The sequence below is a fragment of the Gaetbulibacter sp. NE genome (genome assembly GCF_025548475.1).
Taxonomy (GTDB): Bacteria; Bacteroidota; Bacteroidia; order Flavobacteriales; family Flavobacteriaceae; genus Gaetbulibacter_B; species Gaetbulibacter_B jejuensis.
On sequence record NZ_JAOQHY010000007.1, the window covers coordinates 92,891 to 115,400 of the forward strand.

Annotated in this window: 19 protein-coding genes and 1 tRNA gene; 12 read left to right on the forward strand and 8 right to left on the reverse strand. The window is 33.4% G+C overall.

Features of this window, described 5'->3' with window-relative positions; all coding sequences use genetic code 11:
• Positions 1-64 precede the first annotated feature (64 nt).
• The 3 genes from OD803_RS09795 to OD803_RS09805 all read right to left on the reverse strand — a co-directional run bounded on the left by OD803_RS09795 (position 65) and on the right by OD803_RS09805 (position 2,030).
• Positions 65-152, reverse strand: a tRNA-Ser gene (locus tag OD803_RS09795).
• A gap of 73 nt (positions 153-225) precedes the next feature.
• The gene (locus OD803_RS09800) at positions 226-1,257 is read right to left on the reverse strand and encodes an asparaginase (protein WP_262733273.1); all 1,032 of its coding nucleotides are present in this window, start codon (positions 1,255-1,257) and stop codon (positions 226-228) included.
• A 5-nt stretch (positions 1,258-1,262) separates the two neighbouring features.
• Positions 1,263-2,030, reverse strand: coding sequence for a TatD family hydrolase (locus OD803_RS09805; RefSeq protein WP_262733274.1), 768 nt, complete (start codon positions 2,028-2,030; stop codon positions 1,263-1,265).
• A gap of 46 nt (positions 2,031-2,076) precedes the next feature.
• Here OD803_RS09805 and OD803_RS09810 point away from each other — a divergent pair, with 46 nt between their 5' ends.
• Complete coding sequence (locus OD803_RS09810) at positions 2,077-2,520, forward strand: retropepsin-like aspartic protease (RefSeq protein WP_129760916.1); 444 nt, start codon at positions 2,077-2,079, stop codon at positions 2,518-2,520.
• 72 nt (positions 2,521-2,592) lie between these two features.
• Positions 2,593-3,219 carry a response regulator transcription factor gene (locus tag OD803_RS09815; protein WP_134200647.1) on the forward strand — a complete coding sequence of 209 codons (627 nt, stop codon included), beginning with the start codon at positions 2,593-2,595 and terminating at the stop codon, positions 3,217-3,219.
• A 655-nt stretch (positions 3,220-3,874) separates the two neighbouring features.
• On the opposite strand, the gene odhB is transcribed toward OD803_RS09815, so the two are convergent.
• On the reverse strand, positions 3,875-5,092 hold the full coding sequence (gene odhB / locus OD803_RS09820; RefSeq protein WP_262733275.1) for a 2-oxoglutarate dehydrogenase complex dihydrolipoyllysine-residue succinyltransferase: 1,218 nt from the start codon (positions 5,090-5,092) through the stop codon (positions 3,875-3,877).
• A gap of 37 nt (positions 5,093-5,129) precedes the next feature.
• The gene (locus tag OD803_RS09825) at positions 5,130-7,886 is read right to left on the reverse strand and encodes a 2-oxoglutarate dehydrogenase E1 component (protein WP_262733276.1); all 2,757 of its coding nucleotides are present in this window, start codon (positions 7,884-7,886) and stop codon (positions 5,130-5,132) included.
• 113 nt (positions 7,887-7,999) lie between these two features.
• Between OD803_RS09825 and OD803_RS09830 the strand changes: the two genes are divergently transcribed.
• Positions 8,000-8,533, forward strand: a complete 534-nt coding sequence (locus OD803_RS09830) for an alpha-ketoglutarate decarboxylase (RefSeq protein ID WP_134200640.1) — start codon at positions 8,000-8,002, stop codon at positions 8,531-8,533.
• Here OD803_RS09830 and OD803_RS09835 read toward each other — a convergent pair.
• Both OD803_RS09835 and OD803_RS09840 read right to left on the reverse strand, forming a co-directional pair.
• Positions 8,530-8,880, reverse strand: coding sequence for a hypothetical protein (locus tag OD803_RS09835; RefSeq protein WP_131508779.1), 351 nt, complete (start codon positions 8,878-8,880; stop codon positions 8,530-8,532). The genes OD803_RS09830 and OD803_RS09835 overlap by 4 nt on opposite strands.
• Positions 8,880-9,854 carry a polyprenyl synthetase family protein gene (locus tag OD803_RS09840; protein WP_262733277.1) on the reverse strand — a complete coding sequence of 325 codons (975 nt, stop codon included), beginning with the start codon at positions 9,852-9,854 and terminating at the stop codon, positions 8,880-8,882. The genes OD803_RS09835 and OD803_RS09840 overlap by 1 nt, the downstream gene beginning before the upstream one ends.
• A 122-nt stretch (positions 9,855-9,976) precedes the next feature.
• Between OD803_RS09840 and OD803_RS09845 the strand changes: the two genes are divergently transcribed.
• From OD803_RS09845 to OD803_RS09880, 8 genes are all read left to right on the forward strand, one after another.
• Positions 9,977-10,588 carry a TetR/AcrR family transcriptional regulator gene (locus OD803_RS09845; RefSeq protein ID WP_262733278.1) on the forward strand — a complete coding sequence of 204 codons (612 nt, stop codon included), beginning with the start codon at positions 9,977-9,979 and terminating at the stop codon, positions 10,586-10,588.
• Positions 10,588-12,003: a TolC family protein gene (locus OD803_RS09850; protein ID WP_262733279.1), complete on the forward strand. Its 1,416-nt coding sequence runs from the start codon at positions 10,588-10,590 to the stop codon at positions 12,001-12,003. Before OD803_RS09845 ends, OD803_RS09850 begins: the two co-directional genes overlap by 1 nt.
• A gap of 21 nt (positions 12,004-12,024) precedes the next feature.
• Positions 12,025-13,215 (forward strand): efflux RND transporter periplasmic adaptor subunit, encoded by a 1,191-nt coding sequence (locus tag OD803_RS09855; protein WP_262733280.1) that lies wholly within the window; start codon positions 12,025-12,027, stop codon positions 13,213-13,215.
• 15 nt (positions 13,216-13,230) lie between these two features.
• Positions 13,231-16,752: an efflux RND transporter permease subunit gene (locus OD803_RS09860; protein WP_262733281.1), complete on the forward strand. Its 3,522-nt coding sequence runs from the start codon at positions 13,231-13,233 to the stop codon at positions 16,750-16,752.
• 126 nt (positions 16,753-16,878) lie between these two features.
• The gene (gene aspS, locus OD803_RS09865) at positions 16,879-18,633 is read left to right on the forward strand and encodes an aspartate--tRNA ligase (protein ID WP_262733282.1); all 1,755 of its coding nucleotides are present in this window, start codon (positions 16,879-16,881) and stop codon (positions 18,631-18,633) included.
• A 45-nt stretch (positions 18,634-18,678) separates the two neighbouring features.
• The gene (locus tag OD803_RS09870; RefSeq protein WP_262733283.1) at positions 18,679-20,454 is read left to right on the forward strand and encodes a chloride channel protein; all 1,776 of its coding nucleotides are present in this window, start codon (positions 18,679-18,681) and stop codon (positions 20,452-20,454) included.
• Entirely contained in the window at positions 20,451-20,693 is a 243-nt protein-coding gene (locus OD803_RS09875; protein WP_262733284.1) for a hypothetical protein, read from the forward strand. The genes OD803_RS09870 and OD803_RS09875 overlap by 4 nt, the downstream gene beginning before the upstream one ends.
• Positions 20,694-20,781: 88 nt before the next feature.
• Entirely contained in the window at positions 20,782-20,973 is a 192-nt protein-coding gene (locus OD803_RS09880) for a cold-shock protein (protein WP_262733285.1), read from the forward strand.
• A 63-nt stretch (positions 20,974-21,036) separates the two neighbouring features.
• Here the strand turns inward: OD803_RS09880 and OD803_RS09885 are convergent, their stop codons facing one another.
• Complete coding sequence (locus OD803_RS09885) at positions 21,037-21,486, reverse strand: nucleoside deaminase (protein ID WP_262733286.1); 450 nt, start codon at positions 21,484-21,486, stop codon at positions 21,037-21,039.
• A gap of 79 nt (positions 21,487-21,565) precedes the next feature.
• Here OD803_RS09885 and OD803_RS09890 point away from each other — a divergent pair, with 79 nt between their 5' ends.
• On the forward strand, positions 21,566-22,492 hold the full coding sequence (locus tag OD803_RS09890; protein ID WP_262733287.1) for an energy transducer TonB: 927 nt from the start codon (positions 21,566-21,568) through the stop codon (positions 22,490-22,492).
• Positions 22,493-22,510: the final 18 nt, after the last annotated feature.

Consider the following 22,510-nt stretch of genomic DNA (forward strand, 5'->3'; position numbering starts at 1 on the left):
TCTTAATTTTATTAGTTAAAGTGTTAAAGATATAAAAAAATTACAATTAAAAATAAAATAACAGCAGAGAGGAAGGGATTCGAACCCTCGATACGCTTTTGACGTATACACACTTTCCAGGCGTGCGCCTTCGACCACTCGGCCACCTCTCTGTAACTTTATCTTTAATTACAGTGGGTCAAATAACAAAAAATTCTTTGAATGTTAAAATTTTGAAAGTTAATTTTAAGACATTTCTCCGCGTAAAGGCGTTTCAAATATGGTTTTGAACGTTTTAGCAGAAATGTTTTCTCCCAACATATACATTAATTTTGCTATTGCAGCTTCGGTTGTAATGTCTTTTCCTGAAATTACACCTGCTTTTTTAAGCTGCGAACTGGTTTCATACTGTCCCATATTGACACTTCCTCCTGAACATTGTGTTACATTTATAATTTGTACACCTTTTTTTATAGCAGATTCCATTAAGTCAATAAACCAATCTTCGGTTGTAGCATTACCTGCTCCATAGGTTTCTAAAACAATACCTTTTATTTTAGGATTATGTGTCATGCATTCCAAAACCGATTTCGAAATACCTGGAAACAGCTTTATTAAAGCAATACTGTTATCAAAAGATTTATGCACAACCAACTTTTTTCTAGCATTTGGTTTATACAAGTCTTCATGGTTTACCTTAATATGTACTCCAGATTCGGCTAAATGAGGATAATTTAAGGACTCAAATGCTTCAAAATGTTCTGCATTTATTTTAGTTGTACGATTTCCTCTATATAATTTGTATTCAAAATATAACCCTACCTCTCTTATTAATGGTCTGTTCCTAGTTTGCAACGATGCCATTTGAATTGTGGTTATCAAGTTTTCTTTGGCATCGGTACGCAAATCACCAATTGGTAATTGCGACCCTGTTAATATTACAGGTTTAGCTAAGTTTTCTAACATAAAACTTAATGCTGAAGCTGTATAGCTCATGGTATCACTGCCATGAAGTACTACAAACCCATCAAAGCTATCGTAATTGTCTTCTATAATTTCGGCTATTTGAACCCAATAGTCAGGATTCATGTTTGAAGAATCTATTGGATCTTTAAAGGATATTGTAGTTATATCACAGTCTAATAGTTTTAATTCAGGAATACGTTTTAACAGATTATTAAAGTCAAAGGACTTCAATGCTCCTGTATTTGGGTTTTTAATCATCCCAATAGTTCCACCAGTATATATTAAAAGTATTTTTGGGCTATTGCTTTCCATACCTATTATATATTAAATATGTCTTTTGAGTTTTGTGTTGTTATTTCTGCAATGGTTTCTTGAGGAAAATTATACAATTCTGATAGTTTTTCTAACACCTTTATTATATAACTACTTTCATTACGTTTCCCTCGATATGGTTTTGGTGCTAAATATGGCGAGTCGGTTTCCAAAACAATATGTTTTAAGTCTATTTGATTTAAAAACTGGTCTATTTTTCCATTTTTAAATGTTGCTACACCACCTATTCCTAATTTCATATTGTAAGAAATCGCTTTTTGTGCTTGCTCAAAAGTACCAGTAAAGCAATGAAAGATGCCAAAAAGCGCATCGCCTTTTTCGGTTTCAAGAACTTCAAATATTTCATCAAAAGCATCACGACAATGTATCACAATTGGCAACTTGTATTTTTTTGCTAACTGAATTTGATGCTTAAATGCTTTTTTTTGAATTTCTAAAGTAGAAGTATCCCAATATAAATCGATCCCTATTTCGCCAACAGCATAAAAGTGTCTTTTTGCCATTAACTCCTCAACATGTTGTAATTCTTCTTTATAGTTATCTTTTACAGAAGTAGGATGCAAACCCATCATTAAAAACACATGATTGGGAAATTCTTGTTCCAACTTTAACATAGATGTTGTGTAGCTAGAGTCTATTGCTGGAATAAAAAAACGAGAAACATTGGCATCTATAGCACGTTGTATCATTTCCTTTCTATCTTCATCAAAAGCCTCACTGTATAAATGAGTATGTGTATCGGTAATAATCATTTTGCTAAAATAATTCTTTTATACCACTATATTTGTAAAAAAAGTTATGGAAAACAGTCTTCAAGAGTTTCTGTTAGAAAAGGGGTTTACTAAAATAAAGCTGCACCTAACTAGAACCAATCATTTTGAAATTCGCGCTACAATAAATGGAGTAAAAGGTTTATTTATTTTAGATACTGGTGCTTCAAACTCTTGCGTAGGCTTTGATGCTGTTGAGAGGTTCAACTTAAAAGCAAAAGACTCTCCTATACGAGCTGCAGGAGCTGGCGCAACTGATATGGAAACCCAAATTTCCAAAAAGAATAAAGTAAAAATTGGTAAATGGAAAAAAGACAAAGTAGCTTTAATCTTATTTAACCTAACACATGTAAATACTGCACTAACAAGTCATAACTCAAAACCAGTTGATGGCATTATTGGTGCTGACATCTTAAAAAAGGGAAAAGCAGTGATTGATTATCAAAAAAAATATTTATACTTAAAATTGTAGTATAATTCTTTCTGAATATTTCAAAATTGTGCTTATATTTATAGTCAATCCCTCAATTAATTAATAGCACAAATGCATGCCTCTATAATAATAGCAGACGATCATCCATTGATCCTAAAAGGTCTGAATGATTTTTTAAAAGAAAAGGACTACAATATAATAGGTAGTGCCGAAAATGGCAGAGACGCCTACAACCTTATAGAAACTCACCAACCTGAAATTGCCATACTAGACATTAGGATGCCACATTTGACAGGTTTGGAAATCGCAAAAAAGTGTTTCGATAATAATTTACCAACAAAAATTGTCCTTATAACTTTTGAAAAGGACGAAGAAACCTATTACGAAGCCAAAGCACTAAATATCTTTGGTTATGTCCTTAAAGAATTTGCTTTAGTTGAAATTGAGCAATGTATTTCTTCGGTATTAAAAAACACACCGTATTTTAGTCCTGAACTTATTTCGCATTTAGAAATTAAAGAAGTCCCAAAAGAACTTGAAGAGTTGACTCCAACCGAAAAAGAAGTATTAAAACATATTGCGCAAAACAAAACTGCAAAAGAAATTGGAGAACTAATGTTTATCTCCAACAGAACTGTAGAAAAACACAAAAGCAACATCATTAAAAAGCTTGATATCACTCCGTTTCAAAACAGTTTATTGATTTGGGCAAAGGAAAATCAGGAATTTCTTACTTAAAAATACGTAATGTTACGTATTGTTTGGCATTGATATAATGCTCACCTTTACAGTGCTATTAATCAAACTACTTAGGGGATAAAAAGCTCTTGGTTATTAGCTTAACTAGGAGCTTTTTTGTTTTAACAACTATTCTCGAAGTTAAAAATTACAAAAAAATGAAACAGAAGTTGTCACTCTTTAATTCACCTTTGATTGTTACTCTAGTTTTAAGTGTCGTGTTAACAATAACATTAAATATTTTAGTCTGTTTTCAATGAACTTAACCATACTATGATGATTGAAAAAAGTGCAAACCCTCAAAATTTGCACTTTTTTTATTACAAAAAACCAAAATATACGTAACGTTACGTATTGTTTGGCTTTCAATTATTCTAGACCTTTACAGTGCTATTAATTTTTTATAAGGGAAACTTGAAAGCTCTGGGCTTAATTGCCCAGGGATTTTGAGTGAAAATATTGACTCGATTAAGATGAAACATAATTTAAAATCTTCTAATAAGCTTTTTATTATTGGTTTAGTAATTAGTGTCATTTTAATAATATCTATAAATATTCTTGTCAATTTTTTTTAGTTATTAGTTAGTTATTTTCAAGAAAAAAGCGCAATTTAAGGGGAATTGCGCTTTTTGTTTTATATGATATGTCTATTACTTTATAACTCTAAAGCCTTCTTAACATCATTATTCATTAATAACTCAACTGGGTTTTCAAGTGCTTCTTTAATTGCAACTAAAAATCCTACAGACTCTCTACCATCAATAATTCTGTGATCATATGATAATGCTAAATACATCATTGGGTGAATTTCAACTTTACCATCAACAGCAATTGGACGCTCAATAATATTGTGCATTCCTAAAATACCACTTTGTGGTGGGTTGATAATTGGTGTAGATAACATACTACCAAATACACCTCCATTTGAAATTGTAAATGTACCACCTGTCATTTCATCAACAGTAATTTGACCATCACGAGCTCTTAATGCTAAACGTTTTACTTCAGCTTCAACACCTCTAAAGGTTAAGTTTTCAGCATTTCGTATTACTGGAACCATAAGTCCTTTTGGCCCTGACACTGCTATACTAATATCACAGAAATCGTAAGAAATCATTTCTTTTCCATCTATCATAGAGTTAACAGCTGGATATTCTTTTAATGCTCTTACCACTGCTAATGTAAAGAAGCTCATAAACCCAAGACCTACACCATGCTTTGCTTTAAACTCTTCTTTGTATTGTTTACGCAATTCAAAAATAGGTGTCATGTTAGCCTCATTAAAAGTGGTTAACATTGCTGTTTCGTTTTTAGCAGACACTAAACGCTCTGCTACTTTACGACGTAACATTGATAGTTTAGAACGTGACTCTCCACGGCTTCCTCCTGTTGGAGTTCCCATAGATGGTTTTGCGTTTACAGCATCGTCTTTGGTTACTCTACCGTCTTTACCTGTGCCTTGTATTTGAGAAGCTTCCATTCCTTTTTCAGCTAAAATCTTTTTTGCTGCAGGACTTGCTGTTCCTGTTGCATACGTTTTGTTCTCTGCAACTGGTTCTGCTTTCTTTTCTTCAGCTTTAGGTGCTTCTTTTTTTTTCTCTTCTTTTGCAGGTGCATCAGATCTTTCTGGTTTTGCTGCACTTGTATCAATTAAACAAACCACTTCTCCTACTGCAACTGCATCACCTTCTTCTGCCTTTAAGGTAATCGTTCCGCTAGCTTCAGCTGGAAGCTCAAGAGTTGCCTTATCACTATCTACTTCAGCAATGGCCTGATCTTTTTCTACATAATCACCATCTTGCACTAACCATTCTGCAATTTCTACTTCAGTAATAGACTCTCCTGGTGAAGGTACTTTCATTTCTAAAATCATTGTTCTATAATTTTATGTTTTTGGATTTGTTTTTATTTTATCGTTGGTTGTTTTTTGTTTTATCGAAAACGAAATCAATAACTTCTTGATGACGTTTTTTAGAACGTACTGAGCTTCCTGCTGCAGGTGCTCCATAAGCTCTTCTCGATGCTACTCTAAAGTTTTTAGCTTCATCTAAATGCATTAACATAAAGCTGTAAGCTCCCATATTTCTTGGTTCTTCTTGAGCCCAAACCATATCTTCAACATGACTGTATTTTTCCAAAACAGCTTTAATTTCTTTTTCTGGTAATGGGAATAATTGCTCTATTCTTACTAAAGCAACATCGTTTCTTTCTAGTTTTTCGCGTTCTTCTAATAAGTCATAATAAAACTTACCTGTTACAAACACTAGCGTTTTTACAGCATCAGTTTTTACAGACTCATCGTCGATTAGCATTTGGAAACTACCATTTGCAAACTCATCAACTGTTGACACACACAATGGATGACGCAATAAACTCTTAGGCGTAAACACGATTAAAGGCTTACGGAATTTTGCTTTTACTTGTCTACGTAATAAATGGAACATGTTAGCTGGTGTTGTACAATCGGCTACATACATATTATCTTTTGCACATAGTTGTAAGTAACGTTCCATACGTGCTGATGAATGCTCTGCACCTTGACCTTCATAACCATGAGGTAATAACATTACCAAACCATTTTGAAGTTTCCATTTATCTTCAGCTGCAGAAATATATTGGTCTAGCATAATTTGAGCTCCATTACTGAAATCTCCAAATTGCGCTTCCCAAATGGTTAAGGTTTTAGGGCTTGCCATAGCATAACCATAATCAAAACCTACCACACCATATTCTGATAATAGTGAGTTGTAGATAAAGAATTTTCCTTGCTTATCACTCAACTTATTAAGTAATACAATTTCTTCTTCGCTATCTTCTACTTTTACAACGGCATGTCTGTGAGAGAATGTACCACGTTCTACATCTTGACCAGATATACGAACATCGTGACCTTCTTCTAGTAAACTACCATAGGCTAAGTGTTCAGCCATAGCCCAGTCTAACTTGTTTTCATCAAACATAGTTTGTCTGGATTGTACTAAACGCTCTATTTTACGTATGAATTTTTTGTCCTTTGGCAACGAAGAAATTACTTCTGTGATACGCTTTAATCCTTCAGCAGAATAAGCAGTATCTACAGGTTTCATCATTTTATTTTCATCAACAGTAATATATTCAGTCCATTCATTTTGCATAAATGGAGTAATTACTGTTTTATCCTCTTTACGAGAGTCTTCTAATTTTTCTTCTAAAGATGCTTTGTAATCTTCTTCTAATTGTGACACATGGTCTTTAGTGATAATACCTTGGTCAATTAGTTTTTGAGCATAAATGTCTCTTGGGTTTTGATGCTTTGCAATAGCTTTATAAAGTAATGGCTGTGTAAACTTAGGTTCATCACCTTCGTTATGACCATACTTTCTGTAACCCAATAAATCTATAAATACATCGCGTTTAAACTGCATTCTAAAGTCTAAAGCAAACAACATGGCATGCACTACAGCTTCGGCATCATCAGCGTTTACGTGTAATACAGGTGACAATGTTACCTTACCAACATCAGTACAATAGGTGCTTGATCTTGCATCTAAATAGTTAGTAGTAAAACCTATTTGGTTATTTACTACAATATGAATGGTTCCATTAGTTTTATAACCATCTAATTGTGCCATTTGCACAACTTCGTACACTAATCCTTGACCAGCAATAGCTGCATCACCATGCACAACTATTGGTAGTACTTGAGATGGGTTTTCAGGATATTTATCGTCTTGTTTTGCTCTAGTAATTCCTTCAACAACTGCTCCAACAGTTTCTAAGTGTGAAGGGTTTGGTGCTATGTTAAGGTTTATTTTTTTGCCAGAGTCGGTAACTCTATCGCTTGTCCAACCTAAATGGTACTTAACATCTCCATCAAAAACTTCTTCTTCATAATCCTTACCATCAAACTCACTAAAGATGTCTTTTGCAGATTTTCCAAAGATATTTGTAAGCGTACTTAAACGACCTCTATGTGCCATACCCATTACAAACTCCTTAACACCATAGTCAGCTGCTTTTTCAATTACAGCATCTAATGCAGGAATTAAAGACTCTCCTCCTTCTAGAGAGAAACGCTTTTGACCTACATACTTTGTATGTAAGAAACTTTCAAAAGAGACAGCCTCATTAAGTTTTTTAAGGATATGCTTTTTTTGTTCTGCTGAAAAATTTGGTTGGTTATCGTTGATATTTAATTTTTCCTGAATCCAATTGATTTCCTCAGGTTTTCTAATATACATGTATTCAACACCAATAGAATCGCAATAAATACTATCTAGGTGTTTGATGATTTCTCTTAAAGTTTGTGCTCCAATCCCTAATACTTCACCTGCATTGAAAACAGTATCTAAATCACTATTAGACAATCCAAAATGCTCAATATCTAGCGTTGGAACATATTTACGTCTTGCTCTTACTGGGTTAGTTTTTGTAAACAAGTGACCTCTGCTACGGTAACCATCAATAAGTTTTATAACCTGAAACTCTTTTTGTACATGCTCAGGAATTTGGGTAGAAACGCCTTCAACAATTTCACCTTCCATTCCGTAACTCTCACTACCAAAATCGTAACCTTGAAAAAATGCTCTCCAACTTGGTTCAACTGAGTCTGGGTTTTGTAAATATTGTTCGTATAAATCAGCAAAATATGCTGTATGTGCTGCGTTTAAAAAGGAATATTTATCCATAAGTAGTTAAAAACTGTATCGTTCCGACAAAATTTATACAAAAGTACAACTTTTACTATAATACACTTATGTTTTATTATATTTATAACATCTCTTTTTCAACTATTTATACTATGAAGACCTTTTCTACAAAATTTAACCTCAAAAAAATCATCTTATTAATACTTATTTCGGTTTGTTTTAACACAGTAAATGCCCAAGAAAACACTAGCGATTTTTGGAATCATGTGCGATTTGGAGGAGGAGTAGGACTAAGCTTTGGTGATGGCTTTTTTAGTGGCACTTTAGCACCAAGTGCTATTTATGAATTCAATAATCAATTTGCGTTAGGGCTTGGACTTAATGGAACTTACAACTCCAGGAAAAACTTTTATAAATCCACCATTTTTGGTGGTAGTTTAATTGGTCTTTTTCAACCTATAAATGAAATTCAGCTTTCTGCAGAATTTGAAGAACTCAACGTGAGCAGAAAATGGGAAGATAATTTAGGTATTGAAGACCAAAACTATTGGTATCCTGCTTTATTTATTGGTGCTGGTTACAGAACTCAAAATGTAACCTTTGGTATTCGATATGACGTTTTATACGATGAAGACAAAAGCATTTATGCTGACCCTTGGATGCCTTTTGTTAGGTTTTATTTTTAAGAGTATTTATGCTTAAACCATACTTTTTGCCATTCGCGAAGCAAAATTAAAAAGGTAACCTCTTCTGAAAGTTTTAAAGTATCATCACCATTTAGCTGCTTTATTTTATGTTCAGGCACATCAATGATGTAAAGTAAGTTAAGGTACTCTGCAAATTTTTCTTGGATGAGTTTGTAAACGGTTTCATGAAGCAGTAGCTTTAAACTTGTTGGTAAAATAGCTTCATCAAAATCTAAATCAATGTTAGCAAACAAGAAATCTTTATTTAGTTGCTTTACTAATTTAGAATACAACTCAAGCTTATTTGCCTCATCAATTAATTCTTCAAAAGTTGCTGGTAGCTGCATTATACATTTCTGTTCATTAATTGTTCCCCAAATACTTTAAGGATAGCTTTATTTTCATTTGAAATATTTAGATGTTCTAAAACTGAAAACGCCTTTTCGGTATATTTTTTTATTTCTTGTTTTGTAGCTTCAGAAGCACCACTCGACTCAAACAACTGCTTTACGGTTTCTATTTTATCCTTAGCGTCTGTTGGATTAATACTAAAAAGATGCTGCAACTGTAACTTATCATTAGCATTTGAAAACTCTAGGGTTTTTAAATATAAAAAGGTCTTTTTATTTTCTATAATATCACCACCTACTTGCTTTCCAAACGTTTTTGGGTCTCCAAAAGCATCTAAATAATCATCTTGTAATTGAAAAGCTATACCTAAGTTTTTGCCAAAAGCATAAATACCTTCTTGGTCTTCTTTAGAAGATTGCGCTACAATTGCTCCCATTTGCATAGCAGCACCAACCAAAACAGCGGTTTTATACTCAATCATTTTTAAGTACTCAGGAATAGTAACATCATCTCGTGTTTCAAAATCAATGTCATACTGTTGTCCTTCGCAAACCTCTAAAGCTGTTTTGCTAAACAACTTTGCCAAAGCCTGAAAAGTAGTAGCCTCATAGTTTTCAAATAACTGATATGCTAAAATTAACATCGCATCACCAGACAAAATACCTGTGTTAATATCCCATTTTTCATGAACAGTTTCTTGACCTCTTCGCAAAGGTGCATCATCCATAATATCATCATGAACTAATGAAAAATTATGAAACACCTCAACACTCAAAGCAGCATCAAGCGCTTTTTGGTATTCACAATTAAAAACTTCGGCTGCCATTAAAGTTAAAACAGGTCGCAAGCGTTTTCCTCCTAACTTTAAAATATAATTAACTGGATTATAAAGGTTTTCTGGCTCACGTTGTTTTGTAAACTCTTCCAAATAAGCTATAAACTGCTCTTGATAATATTGTACTGTTTGCATGAAACAAAAATCGGTATTTGTCGTCAGTATAACAAGCACAATCTTCAATATTAAATAATTGTTAAAACTTTGGAAACTTTTTTTGTTTTTAAAGTTTCCTGTCGTAGTTTTGCCTCAGAATTATGAAGCAAGATATTTTAAAAACAGCAGTCGATTTGTTCTTAACCTATGGGTTTAAGAGTGTAACTATGGATGATATTGCCAATGCGCAAGGCATCTCTAAAAAAACGATATATCAGTATTTTGAAAACAAAACCGTATTGGTTGAAGAAGCAGTAATGCTTTTGTTTCAAATTATTTCTACTGGTATTGAAGAGATTAGAACCCAAGAAAAAAACCCTATTGAAGAGATTTATGAAATCAAACAGTTTTTGATGAAAAACTTAAAAGATGAAAAGTCTTCTCCTCAATATCAACTAGAAAAATACTACCCAAAAATTTTCCATAACATTAAAGAAAAGCAAATGTGTGTTATGGAAGATTGTGTTGGGTGCAACATAGAACGTGGTAAAAAAATGGGATTATTTAGAGAAGATTTGAATTCAGATTTCATATCAAAAATCTATTTTAATTGTATGATGGCTTTAAAAGACAAGTCATTATTTCCATTAGAACATTTTTCTATGAGAATGCTTATGAACAATTATCTAGAATACCATTTGCGAGGTATTTGCACAAGCAAAGGACTAGAACACTTAAACAACTATTTACAAATCAATCAAAACAATAATTAATGAAACACATCTCAATTATCCTTTTAGGGTTATTCTTGTCTTGGTCAGCTTTTGCTCAAGAAGAGAATGTCTATAATTTTAGCCTACAGGAAGCTATAGATTATGCTCTAGAAAACAATCGATCGGCACAAAATGCTACTCGAGATATAGAAGCTGCAAAAAAGCAAAAATGGGAAACCACTGCTGCAGGATTACCACAAGTTAATGTTGGTGTAGATTATCAAAACTGGTTAAAACAACAAGTTCAGCTTTTACCTGCTGCTGCTTTTGACAATACTCAAAGCACTATTGATATAGTGAATGACTATTTTGATGTAACTCAAGACAACTTCAATGTTACCACTCCTCAAGGGTTTATTCCTTTACGTTTTGGAACAAAACAAAGCGTAACTGCAACAGCTACCTTATCTCAATTACTTTTTGATGGGTCATATCTTGTTGGCTTACAATCGGCAAAAGTGTATTTACAAATTTCTGAAAATGCCAAAGTTAAAACCGACTTAGAAGTAAGAAAAGCAGTAATTAACGCTTACGGAAATGTATTACTTGCTGAAGAAAGTATTTCTATTTTAAAAAGAAACTTAGAAGTACTAACTAAAAACCTTAACGAGACTACTAAGATTTATGAAAATGGTCTTGAAGAAGAAGAGAGCGTTGAACAATTAAAAATCACATTATCTAGTGTAGAAAGTAACTTAAGAAATACTGAGCGTTTAAAAAAATTAGCTTACCAAATGCTTAATATAACTCTTGGTATTGACTTAAACTCTCAAACAACACTTACTGATAATTTAGAAACCTTAACTGCACAAAATATAAGCTTAGAGTTATTAGAGGCTAATGAGTCTGTTGAAAATACTATTGATTTTCAAATTTCTGAAAACGATATGATTTCAAAAGAGCTTTTGGTTAAACTAGAAAAAAGCAAAGCATTACCAACACTAAACGCTTTTGTTAATGGTGGCTATTCTGCATTTAGCGATGATTTTTCCTTTTTAGAAAAGGATCAAGATTGGTTTGGTTCTTCATTATTTGGTGTAAGCTTAAACATTCCAATATTTAGTTCAGGTATGCGAAGTGCTTCAACACAACGTGCTCAAATAAATCTTGAAAAAGCAAAAGCTGATTTAACCGAAACCGAACAACAAATAAGGCTTAAAATAGCTAATGCTAAAAGCGAATACCAATTTGCTATTGAAGAATACGACAACAAAAAAGAAAATCTTAATCTAGCCGAACGTATCGAGCGTAAAAACCAAACCAAATTTTTTGAAGGTGTAGGTTCTAGCTTTGAGTTACGTCAAGCTCAAACTCAACTATATACTGCTCAACAAGAGTTTTTACAAGCAATGCTTAACGTAATTAACTCTAAAGCAGAATTAGAAACCACACTTAACACTATTCAATCAAACTAATCAATTACGTAATACCACATCATGAAAAAAATATATTTATTAGTAATTACAGCTTTAGTTTTAGTCTCATGTGGAGGCGAAAACAAAAAGAACTCTATGGAGAATGTTTTAAGCTCCAATAATCTAGAATTATTACGCCAAAAACGTGCTGAAGTTGTTGCAGAACAACACGAAGCAAATGAAAAGCTAAAACAACTAGATGCTGTTATTTCAAAACTAGATACTGTAAAAAAAGTACCACTTATTACTACAATTACAGCTAAACAAGAAGCGTTTAACCACTATTTTGAAGTTCAAGGTAATGTTACAACCAAAGACCTTTTAGTTATTACACCTGAGTATAATGGTATTCTTACCAATGTATATGTAAAAGAAGGACAAAAGGTAACTAAAGGACAAGTATTAGCTAAAATTGATGATGGTGGGTTAGGTCAACAATTGTCTCAGCTTCAAATTCAAGCAGATTTAGCTAAAACCACTTACGAACGTCAAAAACGTTTATGGGATCAAAACATAGGTAGTGAAATTCAGTTTTTACAAGCAAAATCTAATTACGAAGCGCAACAAAAAGCTGTTGACCAAATAAAACAGCAAGTAGCTAAAACTACTGTAAGAGCTCCATTTTCTGGAACTATTGACGATGTTATCACCGAACAAGGTAGTGTTGTAGCTGCTGGTCAATCGCCTTTAATGCGAATTGTAAACCTAAGTAATATGTATATAGAAACTGAGGTTCCTGAACGTTACATTAAAGACGTTACTGTAGGTAAACATGTAGATGTTGAGTTTCCTGTACTTGGTAAAACTGTTGAAAGTAATGTTCGTCAAGCAGGAGATTTTATCAATGCTGCTAACAGAACATTTAAAGTTGAAATTGGATTACCTAAAGGAGACAATACTATTAAACCAAACTTAACAGCGAAGTTAAAAATCAACGATTACACTAACGAGAATGCTATTTTAATTCCTCAAAGTGTTATTTCTGAAAATGCTGAAGGCGAGCAATACATATATGTTGTTGAAGATAAAAATGATAAAGAAGAAGGTGTTGCTAAAAAAGTAATTATCAAAACTGGTAAAACACAAGGCGATGTTATTGAAGTCCTTTCAGGAATTAAAAAAGGTGCTGAAATCATTAAAGAAGGTGCACGTAGTGTTAAAGACGAGCAAACAGTTAAGGTAATTAATATCAATAAAGACTCAATCAATTAACGATCAACCAAAGTTATGACTGACAAACAGAAAAAAGTCAATAAAGAATTTGGGTTGTCCTCATGGGCAATCAACAATAAAACGACAATGTATGTCCTTATATTGGTATTCTTTTATCTAGGTGTTTCGGCATTTTTTGATATGCCACGAGAAAACTTCCCAGAAGTAAACGAAACCAAAATATATGTAAGCACAGTTTTTCCAGGAAACACAGCTGAGGACATTGAAAAACTAGTAACAGACCCACTAGAAGACCAATTAAAAACCGTTAGTAATGTAGTAGAAATAACCTCTACCTCAGCCGAAGATTACTCTATGGTAATTGTTGAGTTTGACGAAAACTTAACCGTTGAACAAGCCAAACAGAAGGTAAAAGACGAAATAGAATCTGAAACTGCTGGCGAGGATTGGCCAACATTTAATGGTGCAAAAGTAGAACCTGATGTGTTTGAGCTAAGCCTTTCAGAAGAGATGCCAATTCTAAACATTAATATTTCTGGTGATTATCCTGTAGAAAAACTTAAAGAATATGGTGAATACCTTCAAGATGAAATTGAAGACTTACTAGAAATTAAAGAAGTTGCTATTCGTGGTGCTCAAGAAAAAGAAGTTGAAGTTGCAGTAGATATTTATAAAATGACCGCAGCTAAAGTAACTTTTAGCGATATCATTAATGCCATAAATGGTGGAAACGTAACTATGTCTGCTGGTAATATCAAAGCAAGTGGACAACGTCGTACCATTAGAGTTTTAGGTGAAATCGAAACACCTTCAGAATTGGAAAACTTTGTTGTAAAATCTGAAAACGATTATCCTATCTATTTAAAAGATGTTGCAACGGTTAGCTTTAAAGAAGAAGACAAAACCACTTATGCACGTGAGTATGGACATCCAGTAGTAATGCTCGATGTAAAAAAACGTGCTGGTAAAAATATGGTGGATGCTGCAGAGCAAATTCATACTATAGTTAAGGAATCTAAAGAAAATGTTTTCCCTCAAGATTTAGACATTACCATTACTAACGATCAATCTTCAGTTACTATTGGTCAAGTTGATGATTTAGTAAACAATATCATTTTTGGAGTTATTCTGGTAGTAACAGTTTTAATGTTCTTCTTAGGATTCAAAAACGCCATATTTGTTGGGTTTGCAATACCAATGTCTATGTTTATGTCGCTCATGATACTTAGTATGTTTGGTATTACCCTAAACACTATGGTATTGTTTGGGCTAATTATGGGACTTGGTATGTTGGTAGACAATGGTATTGTGGTTGTTGAAAACGTCTATCGTTTAATGGACGAAGAAGGCATGAGCCGAATTGAAGCTGCTAAAAAAGGTATTGGTGAAATTGCCTTCCCAATTATCATTTCTACAGCAACTACTGTAGCTGCCTTTATTCCATTAGGATTATGGCCTGGAATTATGGGTGAATTTATGATGATTTTACCTCAAACATTATCCATAGTATTAGGGTCTTCATTATTTGTTGCAATTTTCTTTAACTCAGTTTTGGTATCGCAGTTTATGAATACCGAAGACAAAGACATGCCACTTCACAAAATCATAAGAACAACAATTATAATGGCTGTTATTGGTATTATTATATTTATTGTTGGTGGAGAATACAGAGCTTTAGGAACCTTAATGGTATTTACAGCTGTTATGCTTTGGGTGTATCGATTGTTTTTACGTAAATGGGCAAATAATTTCCAAACCAAAACATTAGTAAAACTAGAAAACTGGTATGAAAGACAATTGCGTAAAGCCTTAAAAGGTTGGCGTCCTTACGGTTTAACTATCGGAACATTTTTACTACTTATTATTGCTTTTATAGCTTTTGGAGCTTCATTGGCTACACAACGTACTAAAGTAGAGTTTTTCCCAGATAACATCCCAAATCAAATTATTGTTTACATTGAATATCCTGAAGGTACAGCAATTGAAAAAACCAATGCTATAACTAAAGAAATTGAAAAGATTGTTTACGATGTTTTAGATGACGACCAATATAAAAATGGCGATTACAACTTTATGGTTGAAAGTGCTGTATCTCAAGTTGGTGAAGGTGCTGGAAACCCACAAACCGATGGTGGTTCAGCTGCCGAAATGCCTCACAAAGCAAAAATTACCGCATCAATGCGTGAGTTTAAATATCGTGAAGGTGAAGACAGTGAGTTACTGCGTCAAAAAGTTCAAAAAGCTTTAGTTGGCATATTCCCAGGTGTATTAATCTCTGTAGAAAAAAATGTTGATGGACCTCCTGCAGGAGCACCAATTAATATCGAATTAGAAGGTGAAGACTATAACGAACTTATCAATGCTGCTGAGCAAATGCGTGAGTTTATCAACAGTAAAAACGTAGCTGGTATTGATGAGCTTAAAATTGATGTTAACAAAGACAAACCTGTAATGCGTGTTATTGTTGACAGAGAAAAAGCAGGTGAATTAGGTGTAACTGCATCACAAGTTGGACAACAATTACGTAATTCAATTTTCGGGTCTAAAGCTGGCATTTACAAAGAAGGTGGTGACGATTATGATATTTATGTGAGATTTAATGAAGATAACCGCTACAATAAAAGTGCACTTTTCAATCAAAAAATCACATTTAGAGATATGGCAAGTGGACAGATTAGAGAGGTTCCTGTCTCTGCCATTGCCCATGCCGAAAACACTTCAGGATTTAGTGCCATTAAGCATAAAGACACTAAGCGTGTGGTAACTGTTTATTCAGCATTAGCACCAGGGTTTACTGATGCTGGAGCTGTGGTAACCCAAATTCAAAATGAAATGCAGGCTTACGAAGGTTTGCCTGATAATATTAAAGTAGATTATACTGGTCAAATTGAAGAGCAAAACAAACAAATGGCCTTTTTAATGGGTGCATTCTTTACAGGTTTAGGTTTAATTTTCTTCATTTTAATATTCCAATTTAACTCTATTTCAAAGCCAACAATTATCATGTTAGCGATCTTCTTAAGTTTAATAGGTGTATTTGGAGGAATTGTTATAACAGGAAGTGCCTTTGTAATTATGATGACTATGGTTGGTATTATATCACTAGCAGGAGTTGTGGTAAACAATGGTGTTGTACTCTTAGATTACGCACAACTGTTAATTGACCGAAAAAAGGTAAATCTTAATCTTGAAGATGACGATTACCTTGAAGAAGAAGATTTATACGAAAGTATTGTAAAAGCAGGTAAAGCACGTTTACGTCCAGTACTATTAACTGCAATCACAACTATATTTGGTTTAGTACCATTAGCCATTGGATTAAACATTAATTTCTTTACATTATTTAAAGAGTTTGATGCTAATGTATACATTGGTGGTGACAACGTTATTTTCTGGGGACCATTAGCTTGGACAGTAATTTACGGATTACTTATTGCAACGTTCCTTACCCTTATTATAGTTCCTGTTCTATTCTTCTTAGTCACTAAGTTTAAAATGTGGCTCCGAAAAAGATCATCTGGCAATGAAGAAGAGGAGCAAGTAGCGTTTTCTATGAATGAACGCATTGAAGAATAATGAAAGTACTATCTTAACCCTGTTTAAGTAGTTTGATTAATAGCAGAAAAGCCTCGACAAATGTTGAGGCTTTTTTTATTTGATAATCATTTAACTTCATTAAATTTGCACATCAAAATTTATAGTATGTATAGAAGTCATAACTGTGGTGAGTTAAGAGCATCACATATTAATACAGAAGTAACACTTTCTGGTTGGGTTCAAAAAGTTCGTGATAAAGGCTTTATGGTTTGGGTAGACTTACGCGACCGTTATGGTATTACACAACTTATTTTTGATGAAGAACGTACTTCTAAAACCATGATGGAACAAGCTCAAAAGCTAGGTCGTGAGTTTGTCATTCAAGTTACAGGAACTGTTATTGAACGCGCTTCTAAAAACCCTAACATACTTACAGGTGACGTTGAAATATTGGTAAGCAAATTAACCATTTTAAACTCTGCCAAATTACCGCCTTTTACTATTGAAGATGAAACTGATGGTGGTGAAGAATTACGTATGAAGTATCGTTACTTAGATATTCGTCGTAATCCAGTAAAAAACAGTTTAATATTTAGACATAAAGTTACTCAAGAAGTTCGCAACTATTTATCAAAAGAAGGTTTTATAGAAGTAGAAACTCCTTATTTAATTAAGTCTACTCCTGAAGGTGCTCGCGATTTTGTGGTACCTTCTCGTATGAACGAAGGTCAATTTTATGCGCTTCCGCAGTCACCTCAAACTTTTAAGCAATTGCTTATGGTTGGTGGAATGGATAAGTATTTTCAAATTGTAAAATGCTTTAGAGACGAAGATTTACGTGCCGACAGACAACCTGAGTTTACACAAATAGACTGCGAAATGGCGTTTGTAGAGCAAGAAGATATCTTAAACGCTTTTGAAGGTTTAACACGTCATTTACTTAAAGAAGTAAATGGAGTTGATATTCAAGAATTCCCAAGAATGCTTTATGACGATGCTATGCGTTTGTATGGAAACGACAAACCAGACATTCGTTTTGGAATGGAGTTTGGAGAACTTAACGAAGTAGCACAACATAAAGACTTTGGTGTTTTTAACAACGCTGAATTAGTAGTAGGAATCGCTGTTCCTGGAGGAAACAGTTACACAAGAAAAGAGATAGACAAACTTATTGACTGGGTAAAACGTCCGCAAGTTGGCGCTTTAGGTATGGTGTATTGTCGTTGTAATGATGATGGTACTTTCAAATCTTCAGTAGATAAGTTTTATGACCAAGACGATTTAGCTAAATGGGCTGAAGCAACTGGAGCTAAAGCAGGAGATTTAATTTGTGTACTATCAGGTGATACTCACAAAGTAAGAACACAGTTAAGTGCTTTACGTATGGAGCTTGCTGAACGTTTAGGATTAAGAAAACCTGATGAATTTGCGCCACTTTGGGTAATGGATTTTCCATTATTAGAATGGGATGAAGACACAGAGCGTTACCATGCCATGCACCATCCATTTACGTCTCCAAAACCAGGACAATTAGAACTTTTAGAAACCAATCCTGGAGCTGTTAAAGCAAACGCTTATGATTTAGTGTTAAACGGAAACGAAATTGGTGGTGGTTCTATTAGAATTCATGATAAAAAAACGCAAGCCTTAATGTTTGACTATTTAGGGTTTACCGAAGAAGAAGCAAAAGCACAGTTTGGTTTCCTTATGAATGCCTTTGAATATGGAGCTCCTCCTCATGGTGGATTAGCTTTTGGACTAGATAGATTAGTGGCTATTCTTGGAGGTCAAGAAACCATTAGAGATTTTATTGCATTCCCAAAAAACAATTCTGGTCGAGATGTTATGATAGATGCTCCTGCTCCTATTGATGAAGAGCAACTCACGGAACTCAATTTAAAACTCAATTTAAAATCATAAAAATAAAATCCTGCTAATTGCAGGATTTTTTAGTAGTTTTAATTTATGCCAGCAAAATCATTCTTAAAACGAATACATATTTGGAGATACAAGTATATTTCCCATAAAAACTTTGTATTCCTTTTAAGTATTTTAATTGGTTTACTAGCTGGAATTGTTTCAGTAATCATAAAAAACATTACCTATGGTATTGAGTGGTTTTTAGAAACCATTACCTTTTCTCAAAGTAGTTTTTACTTCATTTTTCCAATTATTGGGTTGTGGTTAGTGTATTTATTTGTTAAGCATATTTCAAAACAACCTATTGAACACGCTATCCCAACCATACTATTTTCACTTTCCAAAAAGAATGGTTTATTAAAGCGAAGTAAAATTTACTTACCGCTAATTACTGCTCCAATAACAGTAGGTTTTGGTGGTTCGGTAGGACTATTAGGTCCTGCAATAGCCTCTGCTTCTGCTATAAGCTCTAATATTGGTCAACTATTTCATATTGATAGGAAAACAAGAACTTTATTAATAGGCTGTGCATCTGCAGGTGCTATAGCTTCTATTTTTAAATCACCTATTGCAGCAATTATTTTTGCTATTGAAGTCTTTAGTTTAGACCTCACATTTGCTTCGTTGCTTCCGCTTTTAATTGCTTCGGTATCTTCGGTATTGACATCTTATTTCTTTTTAGGTGATGAAGTGCTGTTCAACTTTACCGTTGTTGATAAATTCACCATTAAAGACACGCTGTTTTACTTAGTACTTGGTATTGGAACAGGAATAGCTTCCATTTATTTTTCTAAAATATACTTTGGCGTTTATGCATTTTTTAATCGGTTTAAAACCAATGGTCAAAAACTCATTACAGGTGGTTTAGCAATAGGTACTATGCTTTATTTTATTCCGCCTTTATATGGTGAAGGTTTTGGTTTTATAAATGATTTATTACACGACAACCATCTAAAAGCATTAGGAAAAACTCCTTTTGACGCTTTTATTGATAACATTTGGGTTGTTATTGCTTTATTAATAGGAATTACAATTTTTAAAGCCATTGCCATGACCACAACTCTTGCAGCTGGTGGAGCTGGTGGTATTATTATCCCAACAATGGTTATGGGTAGTGCCTTAGGAAATGTTGTGGCAAAAATCATTAATAATCTTGGACTAAATTTTAATGTTTCTGAATCTAATTTCACTTTAATTGGAATGGCAGGATTAATTGCTGGTGTACTTCACGCGCCTTTAACTGCTATATTTTTAATTGCCGAAATTACTGGTGGCTACGAACTTTTTGTTCCGTTAATGATTACAGTTTCTATGTCATTCATTATTACCAAAAATGCTGTTGAGCACACTATTTATACTAAAGAATTGGCTGAAAAAGGCGCTTTGTTAACTCATAATAAAGACAAAAGTGTATTAACATTAATGACATTAGATAGCGTGATTGAAAATGATTTTACGCTTCTACATCCTGAGATGTCTTTAGGTAAAATGCTTCATAAAGGTGTTGCAAAATCAAGCAGGAATTTATTTCCTGTTGTAGATGAAGACAAACGATTGGTTGGTATTATTCTATTGGACGATATAAGAAATGTGATGTTTGACCAAAGTTTATATAACACTACTTCGGTTGAAACTTTTATGCATAATCCACCAGATTATATAAACTATAATGAAGATTCCATGCAAAAGGTAATGCAGCGCTTTCAAGATTCTGGAGCTTGGAATTTACCAGTGATAAAAGATGGGAAGTACTATGGGTTTGTGTCAAAATCTAAATTACTCACTGCCTATAGACGCGAATTGATTAATTTTACATCATGATTCGATTTATAAAAATTTTCACAGGCATTGCGTTTTTTGCTTCACTAGCATCTATTATTTGTGGTTTTGCTATTGATGCTGAATACTCTCAAAAACTTATTGGATTAGGTGTAGTTGGGTTGTTTTTTGTTGTGTTTCCGTTGTTTTCTTACTACAGATGGAAAGATAAAAATCTTAAAGACTATATGATTACCAATGAGAATTTAGAAAAAATGCGAAATCGTGAAAAAAAACGCTGATTATCAATTTTTTAATAAAAATACAATTTGTTAACATATTGCTTCATTTAATATTATACCTTTGTCCTTTAATTAATATTTTTTTACAATGACTGGAACAGTTAAATTTTTTAATGATTCAAAAGGATTTGGATTCATTACCAACGACGAAACAGGAAAAGACATTTTCGTACACGTTTCAAACCTAAATGGTGTTGAACTTCGTGAAGGCGATAATGTGGAGTACACAGAAGAAGAAGGAAGAAAAGGGATGGTTGCCGCTAACGTGCAAGTTCTCTAAGCGATATACTTTATTTATCACAGTTTCAACGCTCAACAGAAATGTTGGGCGTTTTTTTATGCCCTAATTTAAATTGCGTTTTTCAATAAAAAAACGCTTTAACAGCTGCGAAGCTTCGTCTTGCAGTACACCTCCTACCATTTTAGTTTTTGGATGCAGTTTTGTTTTTAGGTTTATACAACCACGTTCTTCATCACTAGCTCCATACACTATCTTAGATATTTGACTCCAATACAATGCGCCTGCACACATCTGGCAAGGTTCTAGAGTAACATATAATGTGCAATTGTGCAGATATTTTCCTCCTAAAAAATTTGCTGCAGCAGTAATGGCTTGCATTTCGGCATGAGCAGTAACATCATTAAGTAACTCAGTTAGGTTATGTGTTCTTGCAATAATTCTATCTTCAATTACTATAACAGCTCCAACAGGAATTTCGCCTTTTTCAAAAGCAATTTCAGCTTCCTGTAAAGCTTTTTTCATAAAATAGGTATCGTCAAAAGGGTTTTCCATAGTTGTAAAAATACAATTCTAATTGAATCAAAAACAAATCGGCAAGAAATTTGATATTCAAACTACAAAGCTATTAATTATGAAACCTCACTATTCAATTTCTATTCCCAAACCATGTCATGAGAACTGGTCCAAAATGACGCCTAATGAAAAAGGGCGTTTTTGTCAATCTTGCTCCAAAACCGTTGTCGACTTTACAACTATGACCACTGATGACATTCAAGACTTTATCCATAACAACAAGCACCAACGTATTTGTGGACACATTAAACAAAGTCAATTAGATACCATTAACCTAAAAGTGTCTCAAAGTGTTTTTGATCAAACACTAAGTTTTCATAAAATGTTCTTATTGGCATTATTATTAGCTATGGGAACCACTATTTTTAGTTGTGCTGATGAAAAAGGCAATACAAAGAAAATTGAAAGCATTGAGTTGATAGATACAAAAACAGACACTATTGAAAAAATGGGAGAAATTGACACAGATGTTGAACAAATACTTAATGAAACTCTAGAAAAGACATCAAAAAAAGATTCTACAGAAATTACTGCTCCTCCTTTTTGCCCTATTCCTAATGTAACTGGAGAAGTTATTGAAGTTGAAGAACAGATGGAAGATGAAGAGGATGTAACTGATATTGTTGTTGGAATGATTATTAATTCTCATCCAAAATTTCCAAACACTCCTGACAGTTTATCTATTCAAGGACAGAAAGAATATCTTAACAAACAACTAAGAGAGTTTATTGAAAAAAACTTTGATATAGAAAACGCAAAAAAAGCAGGCTTATCTGGCAAACAAAAAATGTATATCCAATTCACTATAGATGAGCAAGGAATTACAAAAGACATTATAGTAAGATCAAAGTCGCCTCATCCCTATTTTGATAAAGAAACCACTCGAGTTATGGAGCTACTTCCTCAATTTATTCCAGCAAAACAGCGTGATAAAAATGTTGCATCAATATATTCTTTACCTATTATTTTTGATATTAAAGACTAATTAATTCTTGTACTTTTG

Excerpts from the sequence above, each read along its gene's own strand:
- OD803_RS09800 (WP_262733273.1), bottom strand. The coding sequence starts at position 1,257 with ATGGAAAGCAATAGCCCAAAAATACTTTTAATATATACTGGTGGAACT.
- OD803_RS09805 (WP_262733274.1), bottom strand. The coding sequence starts at position 2,030 with ATGATTATTACCGATACACATACTCATTTATACAGTGAGGCTTTTGAT.
- OD803_RS09810 (WP_129760916.1), top strand. The coding sequence starts at position 2,077 with ATGGAAAACAGTCTTCAAGAGTTTCTGTTAGAAAAGGGGTTTACTAAA.
- OD803_RS09815 (WP_134200647.1), top strand. The coding sequence starts at position 2,593 with ATGCATGCCTCTATAATAATAGCAGACGATCATCCATTGATCCTAAAA.
- odhB (WP_262733275.1), bottom strand. The coding sequence starts at position 5,092 with ATGATTTTAGAAATGAAAGTACCTTCACCAGGAGAGTCTATTACTGAA.
- OD803_RS09825 (WP_262733276.1), bottom strand. The coding sequence starts at position 7,886 with ATGGATAAATATTCCTTTTTAAACGCAGCACATACAGCATATTTTGCT.
- OD803_RS09830 (WP_134200640.1), top strand. The coding sequence starts at position 8,000 with ATGAAGACCTTTTCTACAAAATTTAACCTCAAAAAAATCATCTTATTA.
- OD803_RS09835 (WP_131508779.1), bottom strand. The coding sequence starts at position 8,880 with ATGCAGCTACCAGCAACTTTTGAAGAATTAATTGATGAGGCAAATAAG.
- OD803_RS09840 (WP_262733277.1), bottom strand. The coding sequence starts at position 9,854 with ATGCAAACAGTACAATATTATCAAGAGCAGTTTATAGCTTATTTGGAA.
- OD803_RS09845 (WP_262733278.1), top strand. The coding sequence starts at position 9,977 with ATGAAGCAAGATATTTTAAAAACAGCAGTCGATTTGTTCTTAACCTAT.
- OD803_RS09850 (WP_262733279.1), top strand. The coding sequence starts at position 10,588 with ATGAAACACATCTCAATTATCCTTTTAGGGTTATTCTTGTCTTGGTCA.
- OD803_RS09855 (WP_262733280.1), top strand. The coding sequence starts at position 12,025 with ATGAAAAAAATATATTTATTAGTAATTACAGCTTTAGTTTTAGTCTCA.
- OD803_RS09860 (WP_262733281.1), top strand. The coding sequence starts at position 13,231 with ATGACTGACAAACAGAAAAAAGTCAATAAAGAATTTGGGTTGTCCTCA.
- aspS (WP_262733282.1), top strand. The coding sequence starts at position 16,879 with ATGTATAGAAGTCATAACTGTGGTGAGTTAAGAGCATCACATATTAAT.
- OD803_RS09870 (WP_262733283.1), top strand. The coding sequence starts at position 18,679 with ATGCCAGCAAAATCATTCTTAAAACGAATACATATTTGGAGATACAAG.
- OD803_RS09875 (WP_262733284.1), top strand. The coding sequence starts at position 20,451 with ATGATTCGATTTATAAAAATTTTCACAGGCATTGCGTTTTTTGCTTCA.
- OD803_RS09880 (WP_262733285.1), top strand. The coding sequence starts at position 20,782 with ATGACTGGAACAGTTAAATTTTTTAATGATTCAAAAGGATTTGGATTC.
- OD803_RS09885 (WP_262733286.1), bottom strand. The coding sequence starts at position 21,486 with ATGGAAAACCCTTTTGACGATACCTATTTTATGAAAAAAGCTTTACAG.
- OD803_RS09890 (WP_262733287.1), top strand. The coding sequence starts at position 21,566 with ATGAAACCTCACTATTCAATTTCTATTCCCAAACCATGTCATGAGAAC.